Source organism: Burkholderia orbicola (assembly GCF_900100915.1).
Taxonomy (GTDB): domain Bacteria; phylum Pseudomonadota; class Gammaproteobacteria; order Burkholderiales; family Burkholderiaceae; genus Burkholderia; species Burkholderia orbicola.
The window spans coordinates 2,550,599-2,567,389 of record NZ_FNKW01000001.1; the positions used below are offsets into that span (position 1 = coordinate 2,550,599).

At 60.8% G+C, this 16,791-nt stretch carries 20 protein-coding genes and 1 pseudogene; 12 read left to right on the plus strand and 9 right to left on the minus strand.

The features are described 5' to 3' along the window. Nucleotides 1-9: 9 nt before the first annotated feature. A complete protein-coding gene (locus BLS50_RS12175; protein WP_074802305.1) occupies nt 10-897 on the minus strand; it encodes a LysR family transcriptional regulator in 888 nt (295 codons plus the stop codon). Nucleotides 898-1,003: 106 nt separating this feature from the next. Here BLS50_RS12175 and BLS50_RS12180 point away from each other — a divergent pair, with 106 nt between their 5' ends. After that, complete coding sequence (locus BLS50_RS12180; RefSeq protein WP_074802306.1) at nt 1,004-1,894, plus strand: alpha/beta fold hydrolase; 891 nt, start codon at nt 1,004-1,006, stop codon at nt 1,892-1,894. A gap of 30 nt (nt 1,895-1,924) precedes the next feature. Here BLS50_RS12180 and BLS50_RS12185 read toward each other — a convergent pair. Next, nucleotides 1,925-2,825: pseudogene (locus tag BLS50_RS12185) on the minus strand (SDR family oxidoreductase). Nucleotides 2,826-2,868: 43 nt separating this feature from the next. Next, on the minus strand, nt 2,869-3,606 hold the full coding sequence (locus tag BLS50_RS12190; RefSeq protein WP_074802307.1) for an SDR family oxidoreductase: 738 nt from the start codon (nt 3,604-3,606) through the stop codon (nt 2,869-2,871). A 120-nt stretch (nt 3,607-3,726) separates the two neighbouring features. Here BLS50_RS12190 and BLS50_RS12195 point away from each other — a divergent pair, with 120 nt between their 5' ends. Further along, nucleotides 3,727-4,629, plus strand: a complete 903-nt coding sequence (locus tag BLS50_RS12195; RefSeq protein WP_074802308.1) for a LysR family transcriptional regulator — start codon at nt 3,727-3,729, stop codon at nt 4,627-4,629. Nucleotides 4,630-4,657: 28 nt separating this feature from the next. Here BLS50_RS12195 and BLS50_RS35905 read toward each other — a convergent pair whose 3' ends face one another. The 4 genes from BLS50_RS35905 to BLS50_RS12210 form a co-directional block, all read right to left on the minus strand. After that, nucleotides 4,658-4,825: a hypothetical protein gene (locus BLS50_RS35905; RefSeq protein ID WP_164728348.1), complete on the minus strand. Its 168-nt coding sequence runs from the start codon at nt 4,823-4,825 to the stop codon at nt 4,658-4,660. Between the two features lie 773 nt (nt 4,826-5,598). After that, complete coding sequence (locus BLS50_RS35295; protein ID WP_256333996.1) at nt 5,599-5,754, minus strand: hypothetical protein; 156 nt, start codon at nt 5,752-5,754, stop codon at nt 5,599-5,601. A 29-nt stretch (nt 5,755-5,783) separates the two neighbouring features. Beyond that, on the minus strand, nt 5,784-6,437 hold the full coding sequence (locus BLS50_RS12205) for an NAD(P)-dependent oxidoreductase (protein WP_074802310.1): 654 nt from the start codon (nt 6,435-6,437) through the stop codon (nt 5,784-5,786). Nucleotides 6,438-6,441: 4 nt separating this feature from the next. Next, complete coding sequence (locus tag BLS50_RS12210; protein WP_074802311.1) at nt 6,442-7,059, minus strand: FMN-dependent NADH-azoreductase; 618 nt, start codon at nt 7,057-7,059, stop codon at nt 6,442-6,444. 109 nt (nt 7,060-7,168) lie between these two features. Here BLS50_RS12210 and BLS50_RS12215 point away from each other — a divergent pair, with 109 nt between their 5' ends. Then, complete coding sequence (locus tag BLS50_RS12215) at nt 7,169-7,603, plus strand: winged helix-turn-helix transcriptional regulator (RefSeq protein ID WP_074802312.1); 435 nt, start codon at nt 7,169-7,171, stop codon at nt 7,601-7,603. Nucleotides 7,604-8,130: 527 nt separating this feature from the next. Here the strand turns inward: BLS50_RS12215 and BLS50_RS12220 are convergent. Then, a complete protein-coding gene (locus BLS50_RS12220) occupies nt 8,131-9,084 on the minus strand; it encodes an aromatic alcohol reductase (protein ID WP_027807991.1) in 954 nt (317 codons plus the stop codon). Between the two features lie 93 nt (nt 9,085-9,177). On the opposite strand from BLS50_RS12220, the gene BLS50_RS12225 reads away from it, so the two are divergent. Then, entirely contained in the window at nt 9,178-9,591 is a 414-nt protein-coding gene (locus BLS50_RS12225; protein WP_027807990.1) for a winged helix-turn-helix transcriptional regulator, read from the plus strand. 387 nt (nt 9,592-9,978) lie between these two features. Here the strand turns inward: BLS50_RS12225 and BLS50_RS12230 are convergent, their stop codons facing one another. After that, complete coding sequence (locus tag BLS50_RS12230; protein ID WP_074802313.1) at nt 9,979-10,554, minus strand: recombinase family protein; 576 nt, start codon at nt 10,552-10,554, stop codon at nt 9,979-9,981. Between the two features lie 609 nt (nt 10,555-11,163). Here BLS50_RS12230 and BLS50_RS12235 point away from each other — a divergent pair. The 8 genes from BLS50_RS12235 (at nt 11,164) to BLS50_RS12265 (ending at nt 16,782) form a co-directional block, all read left to right on the plus strand. Further along, nucleotides 11,164-12,798, plus strand: coding sequence for a P-loop ATPase, Sll1717 family (locus BLS50_RS12235; protein ID WP_074802314.1), 1,635 nt, complete (start codon nt 11,164-11,166; stop codon nt 12,796-12,798). A gap of 27 nt (nt 12,799-12,825) precedes the next feature. Beyond that, a complete protein-coding gene (locus tag BLS50_RS12240) occupies nt 12,826-14,016 on the plus strand; it encodes a hypothetical protein (protein WP_218133153.1) in 1,191 nt (396 codons plus the stop codon). Between the two features lie 709 nt (nt 14,017-14,725). After that, nucleotides 14,726-14,917 (plus strand): helix-turn-helix transcriptional regulator, encoded by a 192-nt coding sequence (locus tag BLS50_RS12245; RefSeq protein ID WP_010111958.1) that lies wholly within the window; start codon nt 14,726-14,728, stop codon nt 14,915-14,917. Then, nucleotides 14,914-15,438, plus strand: coding sequence for a hypothetical protein (locus BLS50_RS12250; RefSeq protein WP_074802315.1), 525 nt, complete (start codon nt 14,914-14,916; stop codon nt 15,436-15,438). The genes BLS50_RS12245 and BLS50_RS12250 overlap by 4 nt, the downstream gene beginning before the upstream one ends. Before the next feature lie 327 nt (nt 15,439-15,765). Beyond that, nucleotides 15,766-15,942 carry a hypothetical protein gene (locus BLS50_RS35305; protein ID WP_143028335.1) on the plus strand — a complete coding sequence of 59 codons (177 nt, stop codon included), beginning with the start codon at nt 15,766-15,768 and terminating at the stop codon, nt 15,940-15,942. After that, nucleotides 15,935-16,237 (plus strand): hypothetical protein, encoded by a 303-nt coding sequence (locus tag BLS50_RS12255; protein ID WP_074802316.1) that lies wholly within the window; start codon nt 15,935-15,937, stop codon nt 16,235-16,237. Before BLS50_RS35305 ends, BLS50_RS12255 begins: the two co-directional genes overlap by 8 nt. Then, on the plus strand, nt 16,230-16,442 hold the full coding sequence (locus BLS50_RS12260) for a hypothetical protein (RefSeq protein ID WP_006765346.1): 213 nt from the start codon (nt 16,230-16,232) through the stop codon (nt 16,440-16,442). Before BLS50_RS12255 ends, BLS50_RS12260 begins: the two co-directional genes overlap by 8 nt. Continuing rightward, nucleotides 16,435-16,782, plus strand: a complete 348-nt coding sequence (locus BLS50_RS12265) for a hypothetical protein (protein WP_009908645.1) — start codon at nt 16,435-16,437, stop codon at nt 16,780-16,782. The genes BLS50_RS12260 and BLS50_RS12265 overlap by 8 nt, the downstream gene beginning before the upstream one ends. Nucleotides 16,783-16,791: the final 9 nt, after the last annotated feature.

Genomic DNA, 16,791 nt, shown 5'->3' on the forward strand with positions numbered 1-16,791 from the left:
CGTGCGTACTCAGGCGGCGAACTGCCGCGTGCGCCCGGTGGCCCGCACCGCGTCGATCAGCGCGGCGCCGGCGCCCGCGGGTTTCGACGCGAATGCGTAAAAGCGTGCGGCCGGCAGCACCGGCAGGCCGTCGTGCGGCCCGCATTCCCGCAAGCCGTCGCGCAATTGGCTGCGCGCGAGCGCCGTGACCGCTAAGCCGGCGAGCGCGGCCGACATGCAGCCGGCCATGCTCGCGCTTTCGAACAGCACGCGAAACGGCCGCAGCGCCGCGGCGAGCGCGGACACCGCGGCTTCCCGGTACACGCACGGTTCCGGAAACAGCGCGAGCGGCACGCCTTCCTCGGCGTCGAGCGCCGTATCGGCCGCGAAGGCCCAGACGAGCGGCTCCTCCCACAGCAGTTCGTCGGGCGTGTCGACCTGTCGGCATTGCTTGCCGAACACGACGTCGAGCCGGCCGAGCGTCTGCTCCCGCAGCAGCGATGCGGTGATGCCGACCTTCAGTTCGATCGATGCGCGCGGATGGCGGTCGCGGAAGGTGCGCAGCACCTGCGGCAGCCACGTGCCCGCGAAATCCTCCGACGCGCCGATCCGCAGCGGCCCGTGCGCCGGCGCGCCGCGCAGCCGTGCCCGCACCTCGCGTTCCATGTCGACGATGTTGCGCGCGTACGCGTACAGCGTGTCGCCGGCCGGCGTCAGCGCGATCCTGCGGGTGGTGCGCGCCAGCAGCACGGTGCCGGCCGCCTGTTCGAGCCGTTTGATGTGCCCGCTCACCGCGGACGGCGTCAGCGCGAGGCGTTCCGCGGCCGGCGCGAACCCGCGGCGGTCGACGACTTCGAGAAAGGTGCGCAGCAGCGCGATGTCGAGCGTGGTCGACGCGGGATCGGTCGGCGGTTCCATGGATCGATTCAACGCAAGATTTGAAGAGTGAATCATGATACTCCGTGAATCGTGATGAAAGGCCGACCTACCATCGTAGGTTCACGCTGACTTCACGGAGTACACGATGACGACCTATGCGCATGCGACGACCGCGTCGCTCGACATTGCCTATCTCGAATGGAACCCGCGCGGCGAACGCGTGGCCGTGCTGCTGCACGGCTGGCCGGACAGCCCGGTCGGCTGGGAGGCGGTGGCATCGGCGCTGGCCGCACGCGGCTACCGCGTGCTCGCGCCTGCGTTGCGTGGCTTTGCGCCGACGCGCTTTCGTGACGCGTCCGTGCCGCGCAGCGGCCAGCTCGCTGCGCTCGGGCGCGACCTGCTCGAATTCGTCGATGCGCTCGGTATCGAGCGGCCCGTGCTGGTCGGACACGACTGGGGCGCCCGCGCGGCCGCGAACGCATGCGGGCTACGCGACGGTGTCGCCTCGCAGCTCGTGATGCTGTCGGTCGGGTACGGCACCAACGATCCTGCCCAGCCGCTGTCGCTGCAGCAGGCGCGCAACTACTGGTATCACTGGTTCATGGCGACGCCGCGCGGCGAGCAGGCGCTGCGCGACGACCGTCGCGCGTTCGCGCGCCTGATGTGGGATACGTGGTCGCCACCGGGCTGGTATCGCGACAGCGATTTCGACGCGGCGGCCGCCGCGTTCGACGGACCCGACTGGATCGACGTCGTGCTGCATTCGTACCGGCAGCGCTGGGGCTTCGCGCCAGGCACGCCGGCTTATGCCGACGACGACGCGCGGCTGAACCCGGCGCCCGTGCTGACGGTACCAACGCTCGTGCTGCATGGCGGCGCGGACACCTGCAATCATCCGGATAGCTCGGCCGGGCGCGAGCGGTTCTTCGCCGGTCGTTACGAGCGGCAGGTGCTCGACGGCATCGGGCACTTCCCGCAGCGCGAATCCGCGGCAGCAGTCGCTGACGCGATTCTCGGCTTCTGCGAGCGGGATTGACGCGCGCCGGCCGGCCCGGCGCGCGAAGAATCAGCCGCCGACACGCGGCGCGAGCAGATCGGCGAGCCCGATGTTCCGGAACATCTCGCGGCGGATGCGATCGCCGACACGGAACACTTCCTCGGCGCCGTCCTGCGACGGGTCGACGAACACGCGGTAGGGCCGCTTGCCGGCCGGCGCCGCGACGAGCTCGGCAATCGCCGTGGCGACGGCGCCGGCGTCGGCGTCCGCCGGTTCGAGCGCGGCGAGGCCCGTCAACGCCTGCTCGGCGACGCCCGCGTACGGCCCGCTGTCGTACGCAGCCTGCACGGCGGTATCGGCCGGCTTGCCCGCATGAAGGAAGTGATTCGTGCCTCGGGTGAACGCGCCCGGCACGACGATCGACGTTTCGATGCCCCAGCGAGCGAGTTCGGCGGCGTAGGACACCGCGAGCGAGTCCATCGCGGCTTTCGCGGCGAAGTAGGGCGCGAGGAACGGCGGGGTGCCGCCGCGCGCCGACGAGGGACGACACCCACACGAGCAGGCCGCGGCCCTGGCGGCGCAGGTGCGGCAGCGCCGCGCGGTTCACGCGCTGGGTCGACACGACGTTGACGTCGTAGAGCTGCGCAAGCTGCTCCGGCGTGAAGGCTTCGGCCGGCCCGAACACCATGTGGCCGGCGTTGTGGACGACGACGTCCAGACGGCCGTTGTCGGTGATCACGCGCTCGATGGCGGCGTCGACCGATGCGTCGTCGCCGACGTCGAGTTCGAGGCTGCGCAGGTCGACGCCGTGTTCTTGCGCATAGGCCGCGACGGCGGCGGCGCGCGGCGCGTTGCGCCCGGCGCGCTCGCGCATCGATGCATAGACCGTGTGACCGGCGCGCGCGAGCGCCTGGGCCGTCAGCAAGCCGAAGCCGCTGGACGCGCCGGTGACGAGGACGACTTCCTTCATGAGCGATCTTCTGGCAGAAAGATGAGGTGGCGGCGAGGGGGCGTCAGCACATGCCGCCGTTGGCGCGCAGGATCTGGCCGTTGATCCACGCGCCGTCCGGGCCGGCGAGGAACGCGACGACGCGCGCGATGTCGTCGGGCTGGCCGAGCCGCTCGAGTGGGTTCAGCTTCGCGAGCCGCTCGACGAGTTCCGGGCTCTTGCCCTGCAGGAACAGCTCGGTCGCGACCGGCCCGGGCGCGACGGCATTCACGCGGACGCCGCGCCCGCGCATTTCCTGCGCAAGCACCTGCGTGAGGCTTTCGACCGCCGCTTTGCTGGCGACGTACACGCCGTAAGTCGGCATGCGCATGCCGATCACGCTGGTCGACAGGTTGATGATGCGTCCGCCGTCGCGCACCCGCCTGGCCGCTTCGCGGCAGACGTTGAAGGTGCCTTTCACGTTGATGGCGAGTGTTTCGTCGAACAGCGCATCGTCGCAGTCGGCGATGGTCGCGAGCTTCATCACGCCCGCGGAATTGACCACCACATCCAGGCCGCCGAATGCGTGTTGCGCGGCGTCGAACAGCGCGGACACGGCCGCCGGGTCGGCGACGTTCGCCTGCACCGCGATCGCATGGCCGCCGTCGGCGACGATCGCGTCGACCACTTCGCGGGCCGGGCCGGCGCTCCCGGCATAGTTGACGACGACCCGGAAGCCGTCCCGGGCGAGTTGGCGGGCGATTTCCGCGCCGATGCCGCGCGACGAACCCGTGACGAGGGCGACCTGTTCCGATGTGCTCATGTCCTGCTCCTGATGACTGGATGAATGCCGTTCGATCCGGCGACAGGACAACTGTAGGCTTCCGCGATAAATAAAAATAATGAATAATGATCAGTCGATGAATGACTGAAAGTATGTCTCATGGGATTCGACAGCAGACTGCTCAGCGGTATCGGTGTGCTCTCCGCGGTGATCGAGGCCGGCACCTTCGCGCGGGCGGGCGAGGCGATGGGGCTGACTCAACCGGCGGTGAGCCGCGCCGTCGCCCGGCTGGAAGAGCGGGTCGGCATCCGGATCTTCAACCGGACGGCCCGCGCGATCACGTTGACCGACGAAGGGCGACGCTTTTACGAGGTGGTCGCGCCGCTCTTGGCCGGCATCGAGGAGGCGGCGCTCGACGCCGGCCAGTCGAAGGCGCGCGTGAGGGGGCGGCTGCGGGTCAACGTGGACGGCACGTTCGGCCACTACGTGCTGGCGCCGCGGATGGCGGAATTTCTCGACCGCTTTCCCGATCTGTCGGTCGAGATCAGCGTGCGGGACCGGATGGGCGACCTCGTCGCCGACGGCTTCGACGTGGCCGTGCGCTTCGGTATCCCGGAGCCGTCGTCATATCGGGCGCGACTGCTGCTCGAGACGCGTGTGCTGACCTGCGCATCGGCGGCCTACGTCGCGCGTCATGGCGAACCGCGTCATCCGCGCGATCTCGCGGACGGGCATCGTTGCGTGCTGATCCGCGATCCGGTGACGGGGCGACCGTACGAATGGGAGTTTCATCGCGGCAAGGAAGTGGTGCCGGTCGACGTCGCCGGCAGGTTGACCGTCAACGATACGGGCGGGCTGCTCGGCGCTTGCCTGGGCGGTGTCGGCATCGCGCAACTGCTGGAACTCTATGCGCGGGAGATCCTGGCCGACGGGCGGTTGGTTCAGTTGTTGCCCGAGTGGGCCGACGAGACTTTTCCGCTTTACGCGTATCACCACGCGTCGAATCTCGTTTCGGCCAAGGTTAGGGTGTTTCTCGACTTCGTCCGCGAGTTGATGGCCTGAGTCTGCCGAGCGAACGGCGGCCGTCGGGTCATTCGGTGCGATGCGGAATGTTGTCCGGGAACGGATAGGGCGCATGCGGGCCAGGCCAGTCAGGAACCGGCGGCGCGCTCAGCACGTCACACCCGCCGAGCACGAGCGCCAGCACGGCGGCGAGCACGCCGCGGCAGGTCCGGCATGCAATCGCGCGCATGGACATGGGCGCCTCCATGGTCGGCATTCCCTGATGCTTGGACTACCGGAGCGGGCCACCTGTTGCGGCGAACGCGGCGCAACAACAAAAAACCCGCGAAGCGGCGAGCTTGCGCGGGTTTGGACAGTTGCAGCGCATGACGCTGCGAAATTCTGGTGCCAGGGCCGGAATGAAATAATTCTATGTGAGGCTCGTAGTGTAAGGGTGTTGCTCGTGGAGTGTTGCGGAGTTGCCCCCAGAGTTGCCCCCACGCTTCTGGCAGCCGCAGAATTCATATCGATCTGCTGCGTGTGCCTTTCGGGCGAGGTCGTTCAGAAGATTCCAACAGGCGTATCGGCATAGGCGCGATCAGTCGAAGGCCGGTGCCATGCGGAACATTGCTGTGCAGCCGGAAGTAAAAATATTTGGAGATTTGGAGATAGACGGTTGTATCGGCCTGTAAGCCTTGTCTGGTAAGGCTGTGGTTATCTCCAAGTCTATCTCCAAAGTACACATTTTCTTGGAGATAAAGTTGGAGACAGACTGCTGAGCTATGGCGTCGGCACGACGACGTTGAGAGTTGCCATGCCTTCTGGAACGCCGCGCGCAAAGAACGCCCCGCGCGCCCACACCCCCGAGCCGGCGTTACGCTAGAAAGTTACTTTGCAACCGTCGCATCACGTCAGTGATCGGCACGAGGACGCGCGGCATAATCGCGACAAGATTGATTCGGGAGCTGGCTGGCCGCGCAGCGGGTGCTCATCACACCTGCGGTGAACTCGTCGCCGTCAATGCTTCTGCTACTTGCCACAGGCGAACCGAATCCGCGCTCGTGGCGGATCGGGGCTGTTTGGCAACGTACTCGCTATTTCAAAGCCTATGCCGGTGTTGGCGCCGGTGACGATAAAGGTCTTGCCCGATTGATCGGGTACATCAGCATTGGTGAATCCGCTCATGGCGTGAACCTTGTCCAGACGTTATTGCGTCAATGGTTAGCGATGCCTGGCGCGGCACGCACGAACTTCCTGCCGGTCACTTGGTCGACCAAGAATTTCGCAAGGTTGCCTCTGGAGAGCTTCGTGCTGAGTTTGGTTTTTCCATACCAACCCACATCCACGCTGCCATCGGCGGGACCAACCTTTAGGTTCGGAATGCGTACCAGTGTCCAGTCCAAGTCCGAATCGGCGATCAATTCGCCAGTCGCCTTGATGTCCTCATACCCCTTGCGCGCGATAACCTTGAACAACAGCGCGAACGCATGGGTTTTGAAGGCAAAGCCATCCTTGGGATCACGATAGGCAGCCGTAGAAATCTGGATAAGACGGCGCACGCCCGCGTGCTTCATCGCGGCGATGATGTTGGTCACGCCGTGCATGATCGGCTTATCGCCCTGCACCTTGAGACTGTTGGGGCCAAGGGCGCTAATGACCGCATCGGCACCTTGGATGCACTTCGCAATGGCACTCTCGTCTTTGAGGTCGCCGACAACGATTTCTACCCTTCCCGCGAACGACGCGAGTTTCTTTGCGTCGCGCGTATAGACCGTCAGTTTGTAGCCCTGTTTCAAGGCTTCCTCGATGATGTGCCTTCCGGTCGGCCCGGTCGCACCGAACAACGCGATTGTTTTTTTCCCGGCCATGAGGTCACGCAGCCTTCGCCAACAAAGCTTTGATGGCCGTTTCGGTGTTGGCGATTGCGGCATGCGCCGCATCGGGGCCGAAAACCGTGCCTTCGACGCGCACTACTTCGACGTCGGTCAGGCCAATGAAACCGAGCAGGTGCAGCAAATAGTTGGTCTGAAAGTCGAACGGTGCCCAAGCACCTTCCGAGAACACGCCACCGGTAGCGGTAACGAGATAGACCTTCTTGCCGGCCAGCAGCCCCTTCGGCCCAGTATCGCCGTAGCCGAAGGTGACGCCCGGCCAAGTGACGTGATCGAACCAAGCCTTGAGCTGCGAGGGCAGACCGAAGTTGATCATGCCCGAACCGAGCACGATCACATCGGCGACCTTCAACTCATCGACCAATTCTTGCGCGACCTTCACCGCCTCGACCTGTTCCGGTGTGCGATCTTCGGGTTCCGTGATCCGGCCCTGGATGTAGGCTGGCGTGATGTGCGGTGGCGGATTTGCGGCAAGGTCGCGCACGGTCAGCGGACCGCCCGTGCGGGCTTGGATGCCATCGGCGATTTCGGTGGCGAAGCGAGTGGAAAGGCTGTCAGCCCCGCGCGGGCTGGAAGTGACAAGTAGGGTGTGGCTCATGGCGGCTCCAAGGTATAAAAAGAGAACTTAGTAAGGTAACGATCCTTGCTTACCAATTTATACAAAGGATGGTATGGTTCCTGCCGCTTCCCCACAAGAAGGCACACGCATGTCACTTAGTCACCCCGAGCTACCTGCCGATATGCCTGCACCTGACGCTGGCGGCTGCTTGGCAACTCGTGAAATCCTGGATCGCATCGGCGACAAGTGGAGCCTCTACATTGTCGCTATGCTGGCCAATGGCCCGCGGCGCTTCAACGAATTGAAGCGCGGCATCGACGGCATTTCCCAGCGGATGCTGACACTCACCTTGCGCGGACTGGAACGCGACGGACTGATAACGCGGACGATGTATCCAACGATTCCTCCTCGCGTCGATTACGAACTCACTGACATGGGAAGAACGCTGTTGAAGCCTGTCATGGCGTTGGTCAACTGGGCGAGCGCGAATCAAGTCGCCATTGCCGAGGCGCATAAACGTTTTGACGAGGCGCCGGAGCCAGATCAGGTGTCGATTCAGGGCGTTGTCTACCAGCGTCGATAACGGGCCCAGACCGTAGGCGCGTGCCAATACAGCGGCGAAATCCAAATGCCGGCTCCCGTTGGGACCTGTTCCAACACGGATTTTTCGTGGGCTGAGAAGGCGCTGCATTTTCCGATCTATCCAACCGTGAGTCGGCCACGACCAATCGGAAAATTCGCATAGCCTGACTTGGGTGTCCGCTCCCTGAGCCAGACGGGACGCCTCAACGTCTCGCCGTTGACGCAAACCAATGACGCTTCATGGCCGAACCCGGACCGACTATGTAGTTTTGCACGCACCGTTGGTGGCCGTGGTCGCCGACGGCAGAAGTCGACCCTAACCCGTCATCTAATCCTCCGCGTCGCCAACGACCGCTAACAAGCAACTTCCGCCAGCCGCCACATCGTTTTCACACGCCGACTTCGCCGAGCAGAATTCGGCTGAAGTCAATGCGGAAAACAGGAGCCCGTGCCCCTTTGGCCGGGGGCGGGCTTTCTGGTCGGGGGAACGATCTTCGATACGGTTTGCCTAGATGGCGGGGCTCACGATTACTCGCCGCGGCCCGAAACAAGGTTTGCATTGATCCACGATGCCACATCGGTGACCGGAATGGCGTGGCGTTGGTTGAACGTGCCACTCTTGTCCCATGCGACACCTCGCCCTTGAGCAAAAGCCGCACGATACTTGCGCATCATATTGTTCGGGTCGCGCGCTAGCTCATCCAGCAAATACTGCTCGCTCCATACGGAACGGCTGAACGGCCGGCCGAGGCCCGCCTGGAGCTTGTCGGCAACCTCCGCGTAAGTCACGGTGTCGCCGGCCAGATACACGATCTCGTTCCGGATACGGGGTTGGGCGAACACGATCGCGGCGGTCAGCGCACCGATATCATCGGGCGTAGTCAGCGTCACGGCGGTGTCGAGGCTGCCCAGCGCGTGGACTGCGTCGTTCTGCAGGTCCACGACACCGAATTCCGGCTCGAACAGGTAGCTCATGAACATGCCGGTCGAGATGATGACCCACTCGGTCTTGTGCTGACTGCGCAGCAACTCGCGCACGTCCAGCTGTGCGTCGAAGATGTCCTGCGGACTGCCGCGGCCGATCACGTCGAAATCGACCCCGAACTGCCACGGGAAGTACCGCGGGATGCCCGCCTGCAACGCAGCTCGCGCCAACTTCATCGGCGTGTCGATTCCGGCTGTAATGCCCGCGCAACCGATTACCGTGTCGTATCGCGCGAACAAGGCGGCAAGCTCATCGATGGAGCTTTTCACGAAATCGCCTACGACGATCTCGATCCCGAGATCTCGAATCTCCGCGATATCATGCCGCTTGGCCGGTGCGCTGGACTCGACGGCGCTCGCGCGCAGTAGCACGCTGATCTTCGCGCCTGCGATGTCCTGCGCTCGACGCGCAAGATTGCGTAGCACGGGGAGGCCGAGTTCGCCGGCACCGAGCACGAGAATGTTTTGAGACGTAGCGTTAGGGTCTGTTTGGTTCATCGTCTTGCCTGCTGAGGAATGCGTCGCACGCAGTCTAGCGGTGCATGGACGTGTATGAAAGAAGGTACATGCGTGATACTGGGAGTCAGATAGTTGGATCGAGACGAACTTCTCCAATATTCGCAGACCGTGTGCGACGGCCTGCGAGACGATGATGACGGGCTCCGGCGGGAGGTGCTCGCACACGCCGGAAGTCGTTGGTCGCTCGGTGTCATCCATACGCTCGGGGTGTACGGCAGGCTGCGCCATGCCGAAATCGGCAGGCGCATGCACGGGGTGACTCAGCGGATGTTGACGCGCACGTTACGACAACTCGAACGTGATGGCCTGGTGCTCCGTCACGATTTCGACGAAGTGCCTCCTCGAGTCGAATACGAGTTATCCGACACGGGCATGGACCTGCTCGTTCGCATGGTCCCGCTGTGGACCTGGATCGTCGAGAATGCGGACCGCTTCCGAGAAGCGAGGCGGAGTTTCGACAGCCAGCACCGCGACGCGAACTCGTAGCTTGCCGGTTGTTGATTGGCAACCCCGACTTCCCTGGCGGGGAGAAAGATTGGAGTCTCTCAATTGGGCCGCCGAAGCAGGACGGTGCATTTCGACAGGGCGAGTCTGGTAGCTGAGCGGAACTGACGTTCGAATGTCCGCCCGACAGCGCTGTTGAACAACCGCAAGTGGCCGAACTGAGTCAGACAACCTGACACTGTCTGCTTGGTCTGGTCCAGTCTTATACAGATGAGAGACTGGACGCACTTTTGGAGTGCTGCCACTTGGGCAATGCGGACCGATATCCAACCCGGAACCGCGCATGCGCCGCCTCGCGCCTTTAAGCTGCTCGCTCCACCACCCAGCGAGCCGGGCTCTAGCAGGGCGTGAGTTGAACGGCGCGCGCGCTTAGACTGCGTCGCGTACCCGCATGATCGTCTGGCGGCTCGTGCCAAATCGCCGAGCAAGCGCGGCCACGCTTGCCCCCGCGTCCAACTCGCGCAGCACTTCCGCCCGCTGCTCGTCCGACAGGGCGGACGGCCGCCCCATCGCCTTGCCTTCCGCCTTCGCGCGAGCGATACCAGCGTGCGTGCGCTCAATCAGCAGATCCCGCTCGAATTCAGCCACCGCGTTCAATACCTGCATCGTCATCCGGCCTGCCGCGCTCGTCAGATCTACGCCGCCCAGGGCGAGACAATGAACCCGGATACCGCGTTCGGCCAATCCTTCGACCGTGGCCCGCACGTCCATCGCATTGCGGCCGAGTCGGTCGAGCTTCGTCACGATCAACACGTCGCCTTCTTCCATCTTGACGAGCAACTGCGCAAACCCCGGCCGCTGATCGGCGCTTACGCTCCCCGAAATGCTTTCCGACACAACGCGGCGCTTGTCGACCGAGAAGCCGGCCGCCTCGATCTCTCGTAACTGGTTCGCGGTGGTCTGGTCGGACGTACTGACGCGGGCATAGGCAAAGGTTCGGGACATATCGGGCACTCAATCTGTACGAAATGGACGTCCGAATATAAGGCAATGTCCAAAACGTTTCAACCCTTATTTACGGACAGGGCAAAATGCCCCTGTCCGCAAGGGATCGGTTTTGGACAGGCGCACTTGACTGGAGGCCGATTACCTTCTGGTCGGTCGCTGAGACAGACAGGAAGGTGCCACTATTCGAACGACAACAACCGATCCATTGCAGCCCGACGATGAGCTTCTCCGAATGTCTCGGCCTCACCAAAAACGGTCCTTACCGTCTCGACCACGCCCCGTGCGGGCCTTGACAACTCTTGTTTAAGAATTCGCTCTATTCCGTCGAACGGTGGCGCCAGCGAATATCGGATGGATCTGCACCGAGTGGAAAAGCTTTGCGGATGGAAGCCAAGCTTGGCATACTCAGCGAAACGAACTGAGGTGCCCTCGCGCGCGACGCAGCACCTTCCCGCCGTCACCGAAGCCGACTCCTTTTCGTTTTTCCGATCATGGTGGTTTGTTCGTTACACACGTTCCGATATTCTGTACGCTGAAAGTCTTCGTTTGCAGAATCACGCCATGCGTCAAGCGAAGTGATAAAACGACACAAAAACTCGAACTGAAATGATAGAGACCAATCACGGTTTTCACTTTCGGCTTCGCCGCGGCGCATCAATCGGCGAGCTTGACGCCGAGTCAGACGGCGATTTTTTATCGTCCTGTTTCGTGGATACGGGAGACTTCGAGACGCTGAAAGATTGCCGATCTCCACACCGCATAATCGTCGGGCGGACGGGATCGGGGAAGACTGCACTGATCAATCATCTGATTGAAAATATAACCAACGTCATCGTAGTATCTCCGGAAAACCTTTCTCTTAATTATCTTTCAAATTCCGATATTCTTGTTACCCTAGAAAAAGCTGGGGTTAAGCTGGATATTTTCTACGGATTGCTTTGGAAGCACGTGTTTGCCGTTGAGCTACTAAAGCGACGTTGCCATCTCACTAACGAAGAGAAGACACGTAGCTGGATCGCGGGGTTTATTCCTACACTGAAGCGAAAAGATCAAGCCAAGGAGCGCGCTTTTAACTACTTGTCTACATGGGGTGATACTTTTTGGCAAGAGACTGAGTATCGGGTGAAGGAAGTTACCGAAAAGCTTGAGGGGGAAATCACGTCGAAGCTTGGGGCGGAAATCGGCGCATTGAAGGCGGATGTAAGCGGTGGCCTCAAAAGGATGGATGAGCGTAAGACGGAGGTTGTTAACAAGGCGCAGACCGTTATAAATTCGATTCAAATTAAAGCGCTCGCCGATGTGATCGCATTAATGAACGAAGAAATATTTACGGACCCTCAGCAGAAATATTATCTTGTGATTGATCGCCTTGACGAAAACTGGGTTGATGACGATCTCCGGTACAGGTTAATTCGCGCTTTGATTGAATGTGTGAAGACCTTTCGAAGTATTGTGAATGTAAAAATAATCGTGGCTTTGCGCCAAGATCTTGTTCAAACAGTGTTTGCAAGGACGCGCGATGCGGGGTTCCAAGAGGAAAAGTACGCTGCGCTTTTTTTGCAACTCCGGTGGGAAAAAGCCCTTTTGATAAAGATGCTCAATGAGCGCATTATACGGCTGGTGCGGGAGCAATATACTTTATCACCAATTGAGTTAGTGGATTTGTTTCCCAAAACGATTGGAAAAGAGGCGTTCGTTGATTATCTGCTAGAGCGAACTCACTACCGCCCGAGAGACGCAATCTCATTTATAAACGAATGCTTAAAGCGCTCAGAGGGTAAAGGGCAAGTTACAGTTCAGACAGTTCGAAATGCGGAAATAGAGTATTCGACGGCACGAATGAATGCGCTAAGTTTCGAGTGGACTTCTCATTTCCCAGATTTCTTGGAATATTTGCCACTAATAGAGCAAATGCCATCAAAATTTAGATTGTCTCAAATCCACAAAGATCGTATCAATGAGTTTGCTATTGCCAAGTGTTTCGATGGCGAGCATGCCGTCGACCCGGTAATTCGGGCCGGATTTGCGTTTATAAATAATGATAACATTCACGCATTCCGTGTCGAACTTATAAAGGCGCTTTACTCAATAGGCGTGGTGGGTCTAAAGCTAGCATCTTTTAATAGTCAAATTTGGGCGTATATGGATATCAACGCGCCTGGTGACGGGCAAATTCGGGCCAGCTCGGAAGTATTCATTCATCCCATGGCATGGGCGAGACTTGGCGTGAAGCCGAACTAGATAGAAGATGAGTGGGGCGTCACAGCGGTGAAACTTAAGGCCGCTCAAGCAGAAATCACCGACGGGCGTGGGTCAGTCCGCCGAATCGTCGGTCGTCGCTTTGCAAAATGGCAGCTCGTCGCTCGTCAACAGACGTTCGCCGATCCGAGCACCTCAACGGGATCAATGAAGCCTCCATTCAAAAAGACAGTAATTGGTGCGGCTACGGAATTGCCTGAAACTGGCGTATTTGACTTGATGAAGTTCACCGCCATGGCCGCCCCTATCGAACAGAAAATAAAAAAAGTCGGGCCGTTTAAGCTTTCGAAGGTGACGGACGAATATCCGTATTTCTCAGACCTCTTGAACCGAATCGTTCAACAATCGATTCGAGAGCTCCCAGACTTCTCCGACGATAGCAAGATCGCGGTAATGTCAGACTTCGGCGGCGAACACTCCGGCGCGAAGTTTCACACCTATTCATTCCTTTTTCTTGCGTACAACAAGGTTGGGCCGTTCGAAGAGAAGATAAGGGAACTGCGGAAGAAGTATGGTCTGCTCGAACATTACAGCGAGTTTGCGTACAAAAATCTTTCATCAGGTGCAAAGGCACGTGCGCTTCCCGAGTATCTGCAGTTAGTCGATAGTTTCATTCACGGCGCGATCATTACAATCGCAATCGACAAGCGCATTGAGACAGTATTCGGTGCACAAAAGAAGCAGGCTCAATCGGTCATGGTGGCGCAACTGAAAGAGGAAGGCCTTGGTGAATGGCATGGCCCAGGAGCCGAAAAGGTTCTACGCATAGTCAACATCATCGCGGCATTTGCGTCGTTGCTGACACAAGAGAACCAGAGGTTGCTCTGGTACAGCGACAGGGACCTGATCAACGAAGACGGTAAAAAGTGGAATTTCGCGCACACCCAGCAAATCTTGGTCCGCGTGCTTGGCATGTACCTGTCGCACCGACTCGACGTCGTCGGATTTGCGAAGTCCTTCAAGGAGAAAGGCCATCTGGACGATCTGTTGAGCGTGCCAGATCTGGCCGCAGGTGTGGTACAGGATTTACTGCTTCAGAATGAGACCGGGGAAGATATTCCAGGCGGCGATGAAAAAGCGATGATCATGCAATGGATTGCGACGCCTGCGAGATATCTCTCGAAACTCACCATTCAAATAGTGCGGACGGCTGACGGCGGAATTGGCTTCGGACGCGTTGATATGGCCGTCAAGCGATAGCCCTAGCAGCAGCTGAAGTTCGGGTAAAAGGCGCACTTCCCCGTGGAGCGGAGATCGGGCCTCCGAAGCGCCGTGCCCCGCCTAACACCGAACCCGCGAATTACCGGAAAGCAATCCCTGACGACGGACTGCTCTTCGCCGGCCAGTGTCATCCGGATGAGCAGTGGATTGGCTGCTGTTACCAGTTTCGAAACGGTATCGTCGAGGACTGGACACGCGACCTCGCCTCTTCCCGATAGCCGAACAGCGACACCATGTATTTCGGTCTTAGATAATCCGAGACAAATCTTTTATGGGGGCAGACCTTTCGATATAATTGAGGTACTTGTTGGCACCTAATCGAACACGGCTCTAGAAATCTGTGGGCGATGCAAGGAAAAAAGGCGGGGAATGCTCAGTGTTGAGCATATTTCGTCGAGCTGACGAGAGGGTGCCGGGGGGGTGTGCTACCAACACATCCCGCCGGCGATTTTTTGGCTTGGCTGCCTGTTCCATAACTGGAGGAACCACAAGAGCCACCGCGCCTAGGAAACGCATAGCTCTTGTTAGGACGAATGATACCGCGCGCGGCGCGCCGTGCAAAGTAACTTTGCAAAGTTACTTTGTGCCTCTCCCGAGAACTTCATTTCGCCCGTACTTTGATAGTACGGCGCGGTTTATTGCCGCCGCTTTCCTCCTTCTTGCGGAACAGGCCATTTCTGAACAGAAAATGGCTCTTAAGATTCTTCGACTTATTGGTGTGCTGGATTGCGTCGGCGTCAAGAAAACAACGCTGTATCGCTGGATTCGTGAAGGCAAGTTTCCAGCGCCGGTCCAGTTGGGTGCCAGGAGCGTCGGCTGGCGCGCCACAGACGTCCAGCAATGGCTCGAATCCCGTCAGTCCACCCGGGGGCAGGCATGAGCGCGCCCTCCCTTATGATCGATCGCGGCGGCCCGTATGGTCGGGCGATGGGCGCGGCCGTCACGGCCCGCGACGCCGCGTTCGTGCGTTGCCGCGACGCCCGACTCCGCAAGCTCGCAGGAATCCTCGATGACATCGAGGGCTGCTTCTGGAACCGTGGCGACGACGCCGGGAAGCTCGTTGCGATCGCCGTCACGCTTGCCTCGACGCTCGCGCTCGAAGCCCCGCGTCTGACGACAAAGCAACTTGGCACCGCCTGCGAGAAGTTCGTCCAGGCGATTGCCGCTGCTGAACAGGATTCGGCGAACTATCGTCGTCAACAGTACCAACAGCTGCGGAAAGCCTATCGTGCGCTTTACAACGACATCGATGCGCAGTGCACGGACGGGACGCGCCGTTTGCAAGTTAGCGCCCTGCTGCGAGGCGTCGCGCTCGGCCAATCACTGGCGCAGGGCAGCTCGCGACTGGATATCGAACAGCTCAAGCTGGCGACCGCTGTGCTCAAGGGGGAGGCCGCCTGATGCTCCCCCAAAGTCGCTTTGCACTAGGCAATACGCGGCGAGGGGCGTCGCGATTTGCGTCGTCCAGCATCGCGCGGTATCCTGTGCGCGTCGCTGAGACAACAGCGGCCCGGGGTGACAGCCGGAATAGTTCCAAGGCGGACAACCGCCTTCGCGCGGTTTTTTTACGTCCGTACACCTTGCGCCTTCTATGGTCGGGCCTTGGTGGGGGTGCGTTCGCGCACGCCGGTTCCCTTGGACGCCGGTCTGTCAACCCTGCCATGTGCCCGGCCGCCCCGTTTGACAGCGGGACCGGGTTCGTCAACCCGTCCAAGGAGGTCGCACTCAATGCGCCAGCCCACGCACGCCCGTACCGGGCAGCAATCCCATCTCATTCAATCCATCATCCGCACAGCGCTGCGCGACGCGGCAACGGCAAACACGTATCAAGACGCGCTCGATGCGACCGGTGCGGCACTGGCCGCAATCGCCGCGCTCGTCCGTGCGGAGGTGCGCCATGGCTGACCTGCGCTGCAAGATTGGCGATCTGGCGATCGTCACGCAATGCGATGCACGTTCACGCATCGGCATGCTGGTTGAGGTGGCATCGGCTCGTCCGACACCTGATCACGATTGGCGCGTGCGGATCTTGGGCGGCCCTGTCTCGGGGCGTAGCGTCTGCGGTCGCCGGTCTGGCGATTTCGCGCACGCGGCCGTCTATGACTGGAACCTCACGCCGATTCGCGGCGAAGCGGAGCTGGATTGCACGGTCGACGTCCGGCACCTCCTCGCATCGATTCTGGAGGTGCGCCATGTCTAAATACCGCCTGCCGAACGAAGTCACGATGATCGCCATGTGTGCAGCCCATCAGTTCGCCCAGCTCGAAGCGCTGTTCGATGCCGTCCGCTCGCATCTTGCGGAGGGCACTTACGAGCGCGCGCTCGTCGACATGGGGCAAAGCGTCGCGAGCCGGTACTCCGCCGAAATGCGCCGTACCGCGCAGCCGGAGGTGTGCCATGACTGATCAGCGCATCCGAACCGCGGTTGTCGACGGATTCGACAACGCACCGCCGTTGGATACCGGGGCTCCGATCGAGCTGCAATTCGCCGTCGACCTTGGCGCGATCTGCGCCGACGCATGGCTCGACCTGAAAGGCGACGTGCGGCTGCACGACTACGCGGCGCATCAAGCCGCTGCGTTCGCGCGCGGCATGGAAGCCGCCATGCAGGACGCAGGCGACGTCGACGCGCACCGCGTGACGATCAGCCGCCAAGCGTTCGCGGCCGGCCTGATGGGGCGCGTGCAGCAGCACCTGTTCGCAGCGCTCGGCCTCGTCACGCGCGAACCGCGCACGACGCACTGAGGGGCAGTC

Bases quoted from the DNA above. Each gene is read 5' to 3' on its own strand.
- BLS50_RS12175 (WP_074802305.1), bottom strand. From the start codon at position 897: ATGGAACCGCCGACCGATCCCGCGTCGACCACGCTCGACATCGCGCTG.
- BLS50_RS12180 (WP_074802306.1), top strand. From the start codon at position 1,004: ATGACGACCTATGCGCATGCGACGACCGCGTCGCTCGACATTGCCTAT.
- BLS50_RS12190 (WP_074802307.1), bottom strand. From the start codon at position 3,606: ATGAGCACATCGGAACAGGTCGCCCTCGTCACGGGTTCGTCGCGCGGC.
- BLS50_RS12195 (WP_074802308.1), top strand. From the start codon at position 3,727: ATGGGATTCGACAGCAGACTGCTCAGCGGTATCGGTGTGCTCTCCGCG.
- BLS50_RS35905 (WP_164728348.1), bottom strand. From the start codon at position 4,825: ATGTCCATGCGCGCGATTGCATGCCGGACCTGCCGCGGCGTGCTCGCC.
- BLS50_RS35295 (WP_256333996.1), bottom strand. From the start codon at position 5,754: ATGAGCGGATTCACCAATGCTGATGTACCCGATCAATCGGGCAAGACC.
- BLS50_RS12205 (WP_074802310.1), bottom strand. From the start codon at position 6,437: ATGGCCGGGAAAAAAACAATCGCGTTGTTCGGTGCGACCGGGCCGACC.
- BLS50_RS12210 (WP_074802311.1), bottom strand. From the start codon at position 7,059: ATGAGCCACACCCTACTTGTCACTTCCAGCCCGCGCGGGGCTGACAGC.
- BLS50_RS12215 (WP_074802312.1), top strand. From the start codon at position 7,169: ATGTCACTTAGTCACCCCGAGCTACCTGCCGATATGCCTGCACCTGAC.
- BLS50_RS12220 (WP_027807991.1), bottom strand. From the start codon at position 9,084: ATGAACCAAACAGACCCTAACGCTACGTCTCAAAACATTCTCGTGCTC.
- BLS50_RS12230 (WP_074802313.1), bottom strand. From the start codon at position 10,554: ATGTCCCGAACCTTTGCCTATGCCCGCGTCAGTACGTCCGACCAGACC.
- BLS50_RS12235 (WP_074802314.1), top strand. From the start codon at position 11,164: ATGATAGAGACCAATCACGGTTTTCACTTTCGGCTTCGCCGCGGCGCA.
- BLS50_RS12245 (WP_010111958.1), top strand. From the start codon at position 14,726: ATGGCTCTTAAGATTCTTCGACTTATTGGTGTGCTGGATTGCGTCGGC.
- BLS50_RS12250 (WP_074802315.1), top strand. From the start codon at position 14,914: ATGAGCGCGCCCTCCCTTATGATCGATCGCGGCGGCCCGTATGGTCGG.
- BLS50_RS35305 (WP_143028335.1), top strand. From the start codon at position 15,766: ATGCGCCAGCCCACGCACGCCCGTACCGGGCAGCAATCCCATCTCATT.
- BLS50_RS12255 (WP_074802316.1), top strand. From the start codon at position 15,935: ATGGCTGACCTGCGCTGCAAGATTGGCGATCTGGCGATCGTCACGCAA.
- BLS50_RS12260 (WP_006765346.1), top strand. From the start codon at position 16,230: ATGTCTAAATACCGCCTGCCGAACGAAGTCACGATGATCGCCATGTGT.
- BLS50_RS12265 (WP_009908645.1), top strand. From the start codon at position 16,435: ATGACTGATCAGCGCATCCGAACCGCGGTTGTCGACGGATTCGACAAC.